Raw genomic sequence first — 13,386 nt, 5'->3', positions numbered from 1 at the left:
CTTAGTCGTGTGCTTTTTTATTGGATTTGATTTATAATAAAAAAATTTTCGAGGGTGTAATTTTAGGGTACAAGATGAATACTAACGACACTTATCTGATTTATGCAGGCGGTACTTTTGGCAGTCATGGCGTACCACTATCGCCACTTGATAGTGCGATTTTTTTGCCTGTACTGGTGGATAGACTGGGACAATATGACCCAAACCATCTTATCAAAATCCTGCCCAATAACATCATCAAAGATTCTAGCACGCTCACACCCAGCGACTTTGTTGGCTTATATGATATTATTTTGCAGGCATATCAAGCTGGTGGTAGAAAATTTGTGCTGATTACAGGTACTGATACCCTGAGTTTTTTATCAGCATTTTTGGCAAATGCATTTGCTGCCTTAACAGACATCAGCCTTATTATTACAGGCAGTATGCAGCCATTATTAGAGCCGACCTCTGCCACTTATGCCATCAATCTTGATAGCGATGCTTGGCAAAATCTGACCGATGCCCTGACAGCCAGCAAGCATCATACAGGCGTGTTTGTGCAATTTGCAAACAAAACCTTTCACGCTCATGACACCCAAAAAATCGACAGTCAAGCCAATGATGCTTTTGTTGGTACGCCTATTCAAGAAAGTGTACACACAAAAGCCATCACAGCAAAACTACCCGTTCAAGCCCTATTAAGCAACGCCAATCACAGTCTCATTAAGACGATTTACTGCCTGCCAAACACACCCCAAATATTGGCTGATGAACTAAATCATCTGCACCCTAATACCAAGGCCGTCATTCTCATCGGTTTTGGTGCTGGCAATGTACCATCATCACCAGCACTCATTGAGGCATTAAAACAACTGCACGCCAAAAACATTCCCATCATCTGTACCACCATGTGTGCCTTTGGAGGTGTCAATGGCGACTATCAGGCAGGTGCTTGGCAATATGAATATGGCGTATGGTCAGCCGCCCAATTAGGCATACCTGCCATCTATGGGCGAGCATTATGGCTAATCATCAATGATGCGATGAAATTAGAAAACTGGAATGTATGATGGATACTCAAAATCAAGTCTATGCTGTTGGCATTGAATTTATTGGCACTCGCTACCGTGGTTGGCAACGCCAAGAAGAGGTTGTGGGCGTGCAGGCGGTCATTGAAGAAGCTCTAAGCACCATCGCCAACCACTCCATTGAGTTGATTGCTGCTGGTCGTACTGACGCAGGAGTGCATGCCAGCAATATGATTGCCCATTTTGTCACGACCGCCAAACGAGATATTCACAACTGGCTTCGTGGTGCTAACAGCCTGCTGCCTGATGACATCGCTCTGAGATGGCTTGTGCCAATGCCTGATGATTTTCACGCCAGATTTGCCGCCATCGCCAGACGCTATCGCTACATCACGCTCAATCAACCCTATCGCCCTGCCATCTTACGCCATCAGATTACGCATGAGTTTGCCACACTTGATATTGATAAGATGATACAAGCAAGCAAACTGTTTGTCGGCACGCATGATTTTAGCAGTTTTCGTGCCGCCGCTTGTCAGTCCAACCAACCTGTTCGCACGGTCAGTCATGCCAGACTGATTCAGCACGGGGCATATTTGGTGCTGGACATACAAGCTGATGGATTTTTGCATCACATGGTCAGAAACATCATGGGAACACTATTTGCTGTGGGGCGTGGCGAAATGCACATAGATGAAATCCCAACACTTATTAAAGCAAAAAATCGCAGTTTAGCACCGCCTACCGCCTCTGCTGATGGCTTGTATTTTATCAATGCTTATTACCCTGATAAATTTCAACAACTACTGCCCAAAACCCCCATCACGCCACTTTGGCTAAACCTAGCAGATGAACCGACAGGCTCATAAAAAAGACGGTAGATTTTTGATGAAAAAATGGTATAATAAGGCAACTTTTACCAATCTGATTATGAATTATGGCTAAAAAAGACGACATTATTGAATTTGAAGGCGAAGTGATTGACACTCTGCCAAATACCCTGTTCAAGGTTCGCCTTGACAATGGACACGAGATTATCGCTCATATTTCTGGCAAAATGCGTAAGCACTACATTCGTATTTTGACTGGCGATAAAGTCAAAGTTGAGATGACCCCTTATGATTTGAGCAAGGGTCGCATCACTTATCGTGGCAAAAACTAATACCAAATCAGACCTGGCATCGCTGGGTCTTTTTTATGATGAATAAGCCACTAACCATTTTGATTCACGGATTGCACATGAACCACTGGTACACCAAACCATTGGAGCAGAAAATTCGTGCGTCAGGTTTTCCCACTCATCGCCACAACTATCACAGTCTATCCGAATCCATCGCTCAACATGGTCGTCGATTGCACGACTATTTGACCACTTACCATGACCAGCACCAACCCATCAATCTGGTTGGGCATAGTTTGGGTGGATTGGTGATTCGTCATTTTATGCATCATTATCCCAACTGGCAAGTACATCGCTGCGTCAGTCTAGGGACACCCCATCAAGGCAGTATTTGTGCCAGTTATGCCAAGCGTTATCACCTAGGTGCACTGGTTAAACACGCTCTTTTTGAAGCATTAGATGGTCGCTGCCCTGCCATATCTGACAAAGTGGAGTTTGGTGTCATTGCTGGCAATAAACCCATTGGGCTTGGCGTACCTTTTTTGGCTTGGCATAGTCGTCGTCATCACTTAAATGAACAAGAAAAAATTCACGATGGGACGGTTTATTTATTTGAAACACCACTTGCCAATGCCTCAGATTACCTGATTTTACCAGCCAGCCATACAGGACTTTTGACCGATAAACAAACCGCCCATCAAGTCATACACTTTTTGGAAAATGGGCGATTTGACCATTCATGATTTGGGCAGATTTACACGCCAAAGCGTTCATTTAGCCATGCACCAATCTCTTTAATTTGTGCCAAACAAACCTGATGAGCCATCGGATATTGACTAAATGTTGGTGCCAATCCCAGCTTTTGCAAACTTTCTTTGGCTCTAATCCCAAGCAACATTGGCACTACATCATCAAACTGCCCATGGTCAATCTTGACTGGGATTGAACGATTGACACCCACAGCATCAATCTGACTGCTGGTGGCAAAATAAGTGGATAATGCCAATAGTCCACCAAGCACTCTTTGGTTGGTCAAAACAGTGTGGTACGCCACCGCACCCCCTTGCGAAAACCCTGCAATGATAATGTCTTGGCTGGCGATGCCTTGTGCAATCTGCTCGTCAATCAGCTGATTGATGGCTTGGCTAGAAGTGTTGATATGAGCCACATCAACCTTTCTATCCAGCGTCATTTCCAAAATATCATACCATGCTGGCATGACATAACCACCATTGACCGTCACAGGAATTTTTGGGGCGTGTGGAAAAATAAATCGCACCCCGACCTCATCGGACAAGCCAAGCTCAGGAACAATGGGTTCAAAATCATGACCACTTGCCCCAAGCCCATGTAGCCAAATGACCGCCTTGCTGATTGGTAGGTTTTTTGGATTGTGCGTCACAATCACGCTGTCTAGTTTTGTCATTGATGCCAACTCACTTTTCTATAAAAAACCTCATCATAGCATATTTATGCCAGAAACCAAATCTTTATATGTTCGTAAAATATCGTAACCAAAACAGTTTTGTTGGCGTAATTTTAGTATAATACTTTCTTTTTTTGACAGGATAATTTTATGCAATGGCGTGGTCGTAGACAAAGTAGCAATATCGAAGATAGGCGTTCAGGTGGCGGTCGCAAAGTAGGCGGTGTCAGTATCTTAGGTCTGATTATTGCCTTGGTGGTGTGGAAAGTGTTTGGCATTAGCCCTGAGACCACTTTGGGTGTGACACAACAACTACAAAGTCAGCAACAGCCAACCACCCTCACCCAAGAAACAAGTGACATGGCAGAATCTCGTGAATTTGTTGCGACCGTGCTTGCTGACACCGAAGATGTCTGGACACCGATTTTTGCCCAACATGGCAAACAATACCAACAACCAAATTTGGTATTGTTTAGTGGTTCTGTTCAATCTGCTTGTGGTGCAGCCACTTCTGCCAGCGGCCCTTTTTACTGCCCTGCTGACCAAAAAATCTATTTAGATACCAATTTTTTCCGTGACATGCGTACACAAATGGGCATTACTGGCGAACAAAACCAAACACAGCTGAGTCGAAATGACCAAGCAGGTGACTTTGCCCAAGCCTATGTCATTGCTCACGAAGTTGGGCATCATGTGCAGACATTGCTTGGCATTTCCAATCAAGTACGCCAGCTACAAGCCAATGCCAGCCAAGCTGCTGCCAACAATTTATCCGTCCGCCAAGAATTGCAGGCTGATTGCTTTGCTGGATTATGGGCGAGACACAATCATGAACGCACGCAATTTTTACAAAAAGGCGACATCGAAGAGGCACTAGATGCAGCCGAAAAAATTGGCGATGATTATTTACAACACAAATCACACGGTCATAGCGTGCCAGACAGTTTTACACATGGTACTAGTGCCCAACGCCAAAAGTGGTTTTATCGTGGTTTTGAAACTGGCGATATCAACCAATGCGATACTTTTTCAACAAGAGAATTATAATTTAGCTAAAATAAAAAACCACGCTCATTGGCGTGGTTTTTTAATGGGTTTAATAGGTCATACTGCCTGCACTGCTTTGGCTGACAAAGCCATCAGGAATCTGCCCATTTGCCGACTGCCAACGAGCAAATGCACGGCGAGTATTATTGCCAAGCACGCCATCAATCCCTTGTGTGTCATAGCCTTGTGCGGTCAAATTGCGTTGCAGATTTTGCACTTGGGTGCGAGATAATGGCTGTTCGTGGCGTGGCCAAGAAGCCACAATATTGCTACCGCCTGCGATACGCTTGCCAAGTAATGCCACGCCCAAGGCATAGCTTGATGAGTTGTTATACACACGAATCACATCGAAGTTTTTGGTTAATAACAAGGCTGGGCCATTTTTGCCAGCAGGTAGCCATAATTCAGCCTCTTGACTACCGCCAAAACTTTCACCAGCAGCCGAGCTTAGACCTGCCGCACGCCAAGCATCAAGACTTCTTTTGCCTGCATTTAACAAGGTATAGTCAAAGCCTGCTGGCAAACGCACTTCATAAAACGGTGCCAAGCCACGCACCCAGCCAGCATTTGCCAGATAGCTTGCGGTCGAACTTAGTGCATCTGCCACCTGCCAAGGGCTTTTTTTGCCATCGCCATTACCATCGACTGCCTCATCAAGCCAAGTACCTGGAATAAACTGCGTATGCCCCATACCGCCAGCCCAAGAGCCTTTAAATTGCGACTGAGTAGCATCGCCACGCTCAATCATTTTTGCCATCGACAATAATTGGTTTTCGGCAAATTCACGACGGCGACCATCATAGGCAAGGCTTGATAAAGCACTCGCCAAATCCATGCTTCCCATACCACCACCAAATGATGATTCCATGCCCCAAATCGCAGTCACGATTTCTTTTGGTACGCCATACAGTCGTTCAGCATTTGATAATGTGCTTAAATGTTCGTTTAACTTGCCCTTACCCTGACTGACACGATTTGATGAAGCAGCTGACTCAACATATTCCCAAGGCATTTTGGTAAATTCAGCCTGACTGCGGTCAAGGTCAATCACTCGTTGATTGAGCGTCGCTCCTTCTAGTAAGCTTGTGATGGTGTAGTTGTTGTATCCACGAGCGGTTGCACGAGTGATGAAATCACGACGCCATTCATCAAAACTGGCATAAAAAGCCTGAGTAGGCTTATTTTCAACCTTTGGGGCCGGTGCTGGGACTGGCTGTACCACAACAGGCTGTTGTACCACAGGAGCAGGTTTATTGGGTTCAATCACTTTGATTGGTGGTTTTTGGGTGGATTGCGTGGCACACGATGCCAAAAAAGCTGTTATTGAGGCGACTGATAACGCCAGCAATGTATGCTGTAAATTGATGGGTTTTTTCATAAAAATTTCCAAAATATCAATGAAAGGTTTAAAAAGGTTGCCACACTCTATCAAGAAATCCCCCAAAAGTCGATAATAAAAGTTTTATATTTTGTTATCTGATGACAACATCTCATCATCACCCATGAATAACCATCGATTTTATCAAATTTTTATCAATAAAAAATATCAACAAAATCAACATCTTAAAAACTTTTTATCAAAAACCCCCAATTTTCTTTCAAAAAACATTTGACACTCAATCAAAATCCTATATAATACGCACCACAACGAACGAACACGAACAAGGTGACATAAAGTGTTCAAATTGATAATCAATCAATAAAAAGTTCGTTACTAAGATTTACTATCTTAGGGTGGTTAGCTCAGTTGGTAGAGCATCTGCCTTACAAGCAGAGGGTCAGCGGTTCGATCCCGTTACCACCCACCATTTTAGCAGCGGTAGTTCAGTTGGTTAGAATACCGGCCTGTCACGCCGGGGGTCGCGGGTTCGAGCCCCGTCCGCTGCGCCACTTTTAGTGTAGCTTTTTTAAAGCTTTTCACTTTCACCCCAAGTCTCCCCTGGCTTGGGGATTTTTTCATGCAAAATTTAACAAAATATCCGCACAATTCGACAGCGTTTTGCCAGATTTTATGCTAAAATCTAGCACCAAAATTCTCTAAAATTGCCAATGATGGGTTGATTTTGACAAATCGCCAATCCTAGCCATGTTGAGTCTGATAATATGACAAGCACACCAACCATCTTTAATCCAAAAAGCGTAAGCCAGCCAGCCTACCATCATAAAGCCAACCACAACCAAAATCGCAGTATTGAACAATCCGCCAATCATAACGCACCTTTGGCTGATGGTGGCACTGCCCCCAAGATTGGTTTTGTTTCGCTGGGTTGTCCCAAAGCGTTGGTGGATAGCGAACGCATCATTACTGAGCTGACTCGTGAAGGTTATCAGGTTGCCAAAGATTATGATGGTGCAGATTTGGTGGTGGTGAATACTTGTGGTTTTATTGAATCTGCCGTCCAAGAAAGCCTTGATGCTATTGGCGAGGCCATCAACCAAAATGGTCGAGTGATTGTGACGGGTTGCCTGGGCAAAGATGCCGACAAAATTCGCACCATGCACCCTGCTGTATTGGCAGTCACAGGAGCTCATGCCTATGATGAAGTGATTCAAGCAGTCACACATCATGTGCCAAAACCTGCCAAAACCAAAACCTACGACCCAAAAATCGATTTGATTAACGATGCTGGCATCAAACTTACCCCCAAGCATTACGCCTATCTAAAAATCTCCGAAGGCTGCAATCATCGTTGTACTTTTTGTATCATTCCATCGTTGCGTGGCGACTTGGTCAGCCGTCCTATTGATGGCGTGATGAAAGAAGCGGTTGCCCTAAAAAAATCTGGCGTCAAAGAGCTGCTCATCATCTCACAAGACACTTCTGCTTATGGCGTGGATTTAAAATACAAAACCACTTTTTGGGACGGTCAGCCACTAAAAACCAAATTCTACGATTTTTGCGAAGCGGCTGCTAAGCTGGGTATTTGGGTGCGTCTGCATTATGTTTACCCCTATCCGCATGTCGATAAAGTTGTGCAAATCATGGCGGATAGCATGCAAGCCAGCAATGGGACAGGCGGACTGTTGCCTTATTTGGACATTCCATTCCAACACGCCAGCCCCAATGTACTAAAAGCAATGAAACGCCCTGCCATGAGTGAGGATACCTTAGAACGCATTCGTGTTTGGCGAGAAATTTGCCCTGACATTGTCATTCGTTCTACTTTTGTGGTGGGATTTCCTGGCGAAACCGAAGAGGATTTTGAGTATTTGCTGGATTGGCTAAAACAAGCTCGCCTTGACCGTGTGGGCTGCTTTACCTATTCAGAAATCGAAGGAGCTGCCGCCAATGACCTACCAAACCCTGTGCCAGAAGAGATTAAACAAGCTCGTTATGAACGACTGATGGCATTGCAACAACAAATCAGTGCTGAAAAACTTGCCGAAAAAGTCGGTCGCGAACTGGTGGTATTGGTTGATGAGATTGACCATGAAGAAGGTGTGGCGATTTGTCGTAGCTATGCAGATGCTCCTGAGATTGACGGACATGTCTATGTTGATGAAATTGATGACACCGTCAAGGCAGGCGATATGCTCATCGTGACCATCGATGAAGCCAGTGAGTATGACTTGTTTGCCAGTTTTCAATCCGCCAAGCGTCCCTAAATGATGTTTTATGCCAACGCCAAGCACCATTTACAACAGATGGCTTTTGGGCTATCTGTTTGTCTTGGCGTATGGCTGACTGGTTGTCAAACCTTGCCCAAAAATCCACACCCCATCGTCATGCCCAAGCAGGTATCAGTATCTAAGACGCCATCGTCATCAACCAGTAATCAACCTTACCTAGAACAATTAACCCATTCAAAGCTTTCTGGCTACTATCCCATCGCCAATGGGGCTGATGCGTTTGCCGCCCGCAGTATTTTAAGTGATAAAGCTCAGCAAAGTATCGACATACAATACTATATTTGGCACAATGATGAAGCAGGACAGCTGATGCTCAAAGACCTATGGGAGGCGGCTGGTCGTGGCGTAAAAGTACGCCTACTACTGGACGACATGAATGGCTCACAGGCACTAGATAGAGTATTAATTCGTTTTGCCAGCCACCCAAATATCTCGGTTCGCTTGGTTAATCCTTTTGCGTACCGAAAATTTCGTGGGGTTAATTTTTTAAATGATGCACGCAGGCTCAATGCTCGTATGCACAACAAAAGCATGACTTTTGATGGCAAAGTCAGCATCATTGGTGGTCGCAATATTGGTAATGAATACCTTAATAACACCACCATCAATAACTTTGCCGACCTTGATGTGCTGTTGATTGGTTCTGTGGTTGGCGATGTTGCTCGCAGTTTTGAAGAATATTGGCAAGACGATAGTGCCTATGACATCACCACTTTGGTCAGCCCTAATACACTCAGACTTGACCAATTACTCAAAGATGTGGTTTTTGATGACTATTTGGACAGTCAAATTGCCACAAAAAACGAGCGTGCATTGCGAAGTTATCGACTTGCCATGCAAAACTCCACCATCAGCACCGCCCTACTAGAAAAACGCCTGCCTTTTCGCTGGACCAATATCCAATTTTTGGCAGACCCTGCCAGCAAACTTCGCCAACCCAAATATCAACCAGAGCGTCATTTGGTTGCTCAGTTACGCCAAAAAATCGGTCGTCCAAAAAATAAACTGAGCATCATTTCTTCATATTTTGTGCCAACCAAAGCAGGAGTGACCACGCTAAGCACACTTGCCAATCAAGGTGTTAAAGTCAGCATATTGACCAATTCCTTTGACGCCACTGATGTTGGCTTGGTTCATTCAGGCTATGCTCATTGGCGAAAGACTCTGCTACAATCTGGGGTCAATCTGTATGAGGTCAAATCAACCGCCAGTAATGCTGCCGCTGATGAGAATAAATTTTGGCGAACCAAACAAACAACCAGCACCAGCCTGCACGCCAAAGCCTTTGCTGTTGATGACGACCAAGTATTCATCGGCTCATATAATTTCGACCCTCGCTCTGCCAATATCAATACTGAGCTTGGCGTGCTAATCTATGACCAACTACTTGCCACTCGTCTGCACGATGTACTGGACGATACCCCTGCCTTGATGGAGCAATCCTATCATCTCATGCTCAATGATAAAGGCAAAATTGAATGGCATACGATAGAAAATCATCAATACAAAATCTATCAACACGAACCAAAAACCAGCTTGGGTGACCGAGCCAATATCGTCATTTTAAGCTGGCTACCCCTTGATTGGCTGTTATAAGGATTGACAAGACATTGATGCCCTTTAAAACTTCATCAAACCACCATACCAAACTGATAGGTTTGGCTGGATTGGTTAATTGTTTGATTTTTTTCAATTATGCCGCATTCTCACGATTGGCGGATATTGGCATTTTGTTGCAATTCATCAATCTAGATAATCAAAATGCTCATCTATGGTATGTGTTTGGCGGACACTTGATGAGTTTATTAGGCGGAGTTTTATTGGCAGTCTATGGCGGTCGTCATCATCTTAATAAGATTTTTTTCTATGGTGTGATGGCGTTGGGTATCATTACACTATTGACGGCTTTGACACCAAGTCATGCATTGCTGGGCGGTCTGTCGCCTGTATTACTGGTGCTTACAAGACTTCTTAATGGTTTTGTGGTTGGTATATTATTCCCTCTTATTTGGGTCATCATCAGCATGAACATATCCGCCAAACGATTGGCAACAGCATGCAGCATCACGATGGCAGGCGGTCTGTTTGGTTTTTTAATGCAGATTATTTTCTGGAATATATTAAATAATAATTTTAGTCATATTGAATTATTAAAATCAAGCTGGCGATTGATGTTTGTCTTGATTGCCGTGGTGTCGTTTATCCTACTGCCCTTTATCAAGCAAATAAAATTTAGTCAAAAGACTGTCATGCCAGACAATCATCTATCGCACACCGATGGCGAATGTGGCAATCCCTCCGAATGGCAGCGACTGTTTTGCAAAGAATTTTTAACCAACTTTTTCCCTGCTCTGGCATTATCCACCATTGTCATTGGTTTACTTTTCTTCTTACCTAGCTTGCTACTGCCATTGATTGAGTTAAACTTTGATTTGCTGTTGATTTCTACTGATTTTGGCAATGCTTTTACTCTAATCATGATGATGACAGGCTGTATCTTTTTTGGATTTTTGGCAGACTTTGTCAGTGTCTCTCGCTTATTTTTATTGACTGGCATTGCCTTATTGCTACAAACCGCTCTATTTATTTTTCACATTCAACACGATGGTTCGCTGATTTTACTATTTTTAACCATGATTGGCTTTACCAGTGGTGTGATTGGTGTCATGCCATCAATGCTAGTGCGGCTGTTCATGCCTGAAAATCGGTTGCGTGGCACAGCCATCAGTTTTAGTCTCATTCCTGCTTTGATGGGTGCATTTTTGTCATTCATACTTGGTTACATGGCCTATTATTTATCTTATACGCCATTTTGGTATTTGATGGTTATCGCCCTACTGACCATCTTTGTCAGCTTCTACACACAATCAATCCCAACAACCGATGAATGATGAATGAAAAAAGCAGCCAAATATTGACTGCTTTTTTGTTTTGGTTATTTAACCAAAGATTCAATCACCATTTCTGCTTTTGCTAGGTTGTTTTCAACTTCTGCATAGCTGATTTTTGAACCTGCAATCAATGCCTTAGTATCAGTCATTGCCACCAAGACACCTTTGTCGGTTTGCGTGACCAGCACTTTTAGCGGTAATTGTAAAGCAAATTCAGGGTCTTTTACCATCAGTGGCGTGCCAGCTTTTGGATTGCCAAAGACAATGACCGCCGCAGGTTGCATGTTAAGACCTGCATTTTGGGCAGCTTTGGCATGGTCAATCACACCAAACACCGTCATGCCTTTATCACTCACACCTTGTTGAATTCTTTGAACGGTGGTTGCAAAATCATAGGCACTGATAAAACGCTTATTACTCACGGCAGTTTCCTGTGTTTTTGGGCTAAGTGGATTTAGTTTGGCGGGTACAGATTGACAAGCAGTCAATAATGCTGTACCCAAGGCAATGGCAACCAATGATTTTTTCATCTTTTTGCTCCTAGTCATGGGTTAAAGTTGTGGGTTAAATTTGCAAAAAAGGTGGCATCACACGCCACCTTTTTTAAGGGAATTACAACAAAATACGGCGTGGGTCTGCCAACAAAGTAGCGATATAGCGGGTAAATACCGCTGCGTCCGCACCGTTAATCGTGCGATGGTCATAAGACAACGATAGTGGCAACATTAGACGAGGTTCAAACTCTTTACCATTCCAGCGTGGCTGATAGGTACTTTCTGAAATACCCAAAATCGCCACCTGTGGGTGATTGACCAAAGGTGTGAAATAAGTACCACCCATATTGCCTTGCGATGAGATGGTGAATGACGCACCTTGCAACTCTTTGGCGGTCAGTTTTTTATCACGAGCTTTTTTGGCAAGTTCGCCAATCTCAATCGCCAGCTGTCGAATGCCTTTATCTTGTGCATTGCGAATGACCGGCACAATCAAACCATCATCAGTTGCAACTGCAATACCCATATTCACCGACTTACGCACAATCATTTTGGTATTGTCATCAGAGACATGACTGTTGAATTTTGGGTGTTGGGTCAGTGCATAAGCCACCGCTTTAACAATGAATGCCAAAATTGTCAAACTCACACCTTGTGCCTTAAAGCTATCTTTTAAGCTGGCACGCATTGCTTCTGTGTCAGTAATGTCCGCCAAATCAAATTGAGTTACCTGCGGTAATAGCGTATTTAGATTTAGCTGTGGGATAGAGACTTTTTGTAGGCGTGATAGTTCAATTTCCTCAATCTCACCCCAAATCTCTTTATTGCTCATGTCAGGCAGATTTGGTAAGCCAGAACGCACATCACTGGTTGAAGTAGATGCAGCTTTGGCAGGCGTGCCATTTTGCACGATATTTTTGACAAAGCCAAACAAATCTTCTTTTAGAATGCGACCGTGTGCTGCCGTACCCACCACTTGGCTGATGTCCACACCAAGCTGACGAGCCAATTTACGCACCGCAGGACCTGCATAGACATCACGAGCCTTTTCGTTCACGATGTTTTCAGGTAATTTTTCGCCAGTCGCTTTTGGAGCGGCGGCTGGTGCTGGTGCTACTGGCTTAGCTTGTGGTACTGAAACACTGGCTGGCACCACTGGGTCAGGTGTGGCTACTGGTGCTGGTGCAGCTGCCGAACCAGACTTAATCACGATGAACGGCTGACCGTTTGACACGCTGTCGCCAGCATTGACCAAAATCTTCTCAACCACACCATCAACAGGTGCTGGCACTTCGACTGATGCCTTATCAGATTCTACCAATAGTAATGGCTGACCATTTGACACGCTGTCGCCAACTGCAACCATTACCTCAGCAACCTCAGCAGAATCCACACCCAAGTCAGGCAGATTATGCGTTTGGCTTTCGCTGGCAACTGGTGCAGCAGATGGTGCGGCAACTGGTGCAGGAGCTTCTTCAATTACAGGAGCAGTAGGTTCGACAGCTTCTTGTGCTGCTGGGGCGGTGCTGGCAGAATCGCCAGCCTCTACTGTAAATAGCACAGAACCTTCGCCAATGTGATCGCCAACATTGATATGTACGGCAGTGATTGTGCCAGAGACAGGCGACGGTACTTCTACCGACGCTTTATCTGACTCTACCAAGACAAGGTTATCATTTTCGCTGACGCTATCGCCAACTTTTACCATAATTTCTGCCACTTCGGCTGATTCTACACCCAAATCGGGGGCTTTGATTTCCATCATATT

General features: G+C 44.4%; 12 protein-coding genes and 2 tRNA genes. 10 read left to right on the top strand and 4 right to left on the bottom strand.

Going from position 1 to position 13,386, the window contains the following annotated elements; all coding sequences use genetic code 11:
• Nucleotides 1-74 precede the first annotated feature (74 nt).
• The 4 genes from LU297_RS08750 (at nucleotide 75) to LU297_RS08735 (ending at nucleotide 2,873) form a co-directional block, all read left to right on the top strand.
• The gene (locus LU297_RS08750; protein ID WP_263076137.1) at nucleotides 75-1,052 is read left to right on the top strand and encodes an asparaginase domain-containing protein; all 978 of its coding nucleotides are present in this window, start codon (nucleotides 75-77) and stop codon (nucleotides 1,050-1,052) included.
• Nucleotides 1,052-1,879 (top strand): tRNA pseudouridine(38-40) synthase TruA, encoded by an 828-nt coding sequence (gene truA / locus LU297_RS08745; RefSeq protein ID WP_263076136.1) that lies wholly within the window; start codon nucleotides 1,052-1,054, stop codon nucleotides 1,877-1,879. Before LU297_RS08750 ends, truA begins: the two co-directional genes overlap by 1 nt.
• Before the next feature lie 68 nt (nucleotides 1,880-1,947).
• Nucleotides 1,948-2,172, top strand: coding sequence for a translation initiation factor IF-1 (gene infA / locus LU297_RS08740; protein ID WP_078306721.1), 225 nt, complete (start codon nucleotides 1,948-1,950; stop codon nucleotides 2,170-2,172).
• A 35-nt stretch (nucleotides 2,173-2,207) separates the two neighbouring features.
• Nucleotides 2,208-2,873 carry an alpha/beta hydrolase gene (locus tag LU297_RS08735; protein WP_263076134.1) on the top strand — a complete coding sequence of 222 codons (666 nt, stop codon included), beginning with the start codon at nucleotides 2,208-2,210 and terminating at the stop codon, nucleotides 2,871-2,873.
• A gap of 11 nt (nucleotides 2,874-2,884) precedes the next feature.
• On the opposite strand, the gene LU297_RS08730 is transcribed toward LU297_RS08735, so the two are convergent.
• A complete protein-coding gene (locus LU297_RS08730; RefSeq protein ID WP_263076133.1) occupies nucleotides 2,885-3,556 on the bottom strand; it encodes an alpha/beta hydrolase in 672 nt (223 codons plus the stop codon).
• Nucleotides 3,557-3,706: 150 nt separating this feature from the next.
• Here LU297_RS08730 and ypfJ point away from each other — a divergent pair, with 150 nt between their 5' ends.
• Nucleotides 3,707-4,603 (top strand): KPN_02809 family neutral zinc metallopeptidase, encoded by an 897-nt coding sequence (gene ypfJ / locus LU297_RS08725; RefSeq protein ID WP_263076132.1) that lies wholly within the window; start codon nucleotides 3,707-3,709, stop codon nucleotides 4,601-4,603.
• A gap of 49 nt (nucleotides 4,604-4,652) precedes the next feature.
• On the opposite strand, the gene LU297_RS08720 is transcribed toward ypfJ, so the two are convergent.
• The gene (locus LU297_RS08720) at nucleotides 4,653-5,981 is read right to left on the bottom strand and encodes a lytic murein transglycosylase (protein WP_263076131.1); all 1,329 of its coding nucleotides are present in this window, start codon (nucleotides 5,979-5,981) and stop codon (nucleotides 4,653-4,655) included.
• Nucleotides 5,982-6,335: 354 nt separating this feature from the next.
• Between LU297_RS08720 and LU297_RS08715 the strand changes: the two genes are divergently transcribed.
• The 5 genes from LU297_RS08715 (at nucleotide 6,336) to LU297_RS08695 (ending at nucleotide 11,124) form a co-directional block, all read left to right on the top strand.
• Nucleotides 6,336-6,411: transfer RNA gene (locus LU297_RS08715), tRNA-Val, on the top strand.
• 5 nt (nucleotides 6,412-6,416) lie between these two features.
• Nucleotides 6,417-6,493: transfer RNA gene (locus LU297_RS08710), tRNA-Asp, on the top strand.
• A gap of 213 nt (nucleotides 6,494-6,706) precedes the next feature.
• Nucleotides 6,707-8,209 carry a 30S ribosomal protein S12 methylthiotransferase RimO gene (rimO, locus tag LU297_RS08705; protein WP_263076130.1) on the top strand — a complete coding sequence of 501 codons (1,503 nt, stop codon included), beginning with the start codon at nucleotides 6,707-6,709 and terminating at the stop codon, nucleotides 8,207-8,209.
• The gene (locus LU297_RS08700; protein WP_263076129.1) at nucleotides 8,210-9,829 is read left to right on the top strand and encodes a phospholipase D family protein; all 1,620 of its coding nucleotides are present in this window, start codon (nucleotides 8,210-8,212) and stop codon (nucleotides 9,827-9,829) included.
• Between the two features lie 83 nt (nucleotides 9,830-9,912).
• Nucleotides 9,913-11,124, top strand: a complete 1,212-nt coding sequence (locus tag LU297_RS08695; protein WP_263076128.1) for an MFS transporter — start codon at nucleotides 9,913-9,915, stop codon at nucleotides 11,122-11,124.
• A 44-nt stretch (nucleotides 11,125-11,168) separates the two neighbouring features.
• Here the strand turns inward: LU297_RS08695 and LU297_RS08690 are convergent, their stop codons facing one another.
• Together LU297_RS08690 and LU297_RS08685 are read right to left on the bottom strand one after the other, a co-directional pair.
• Nucleotides 11,169-11,654: a DUF302 domain-containing protein gene (locus LU297_RS08690; protein WP_263076127.1), complete on the bottom strand. Its 486-nt coding sequence runs from the start codon at nucleotides 11,652-11,654 to the stop codon at nucleotides 11,169-11,171.
• Between the two features lie 82 nt (nucleotides 11,655-11,736).
• Nucleotides 11,737-13,380, bottom strand: a complete 1,644-nt coding sequence (locus LU297_RS08685; RefSeq protein ID WP_263076126.1) for a 2-oxo acid dehydrogenase subunit E2 — start codon at nucleotides 13,378-13,380, stop codon at nucleotides 11,737-11,739.
• Nucleotides 13,381-13,386: the final 6 nt, after the last annotated feature.

The sequence above is a fragment of the Moraxella nasicaprae genome, assembly GCF_025643275.1.
Classification (GTDB): domain Bacteria; phylum Pseudomonadota; class Gammaproteobacteria; order Pseudomonadales; family Moraxellaceae; genus Moraxella; species Moraxella nasicaprae.
The sequence above is the reverse complement of the archived record's forward strand: the minus strand, read 5'-3'. Positions and strand labels throughout refer to the sequence as shown.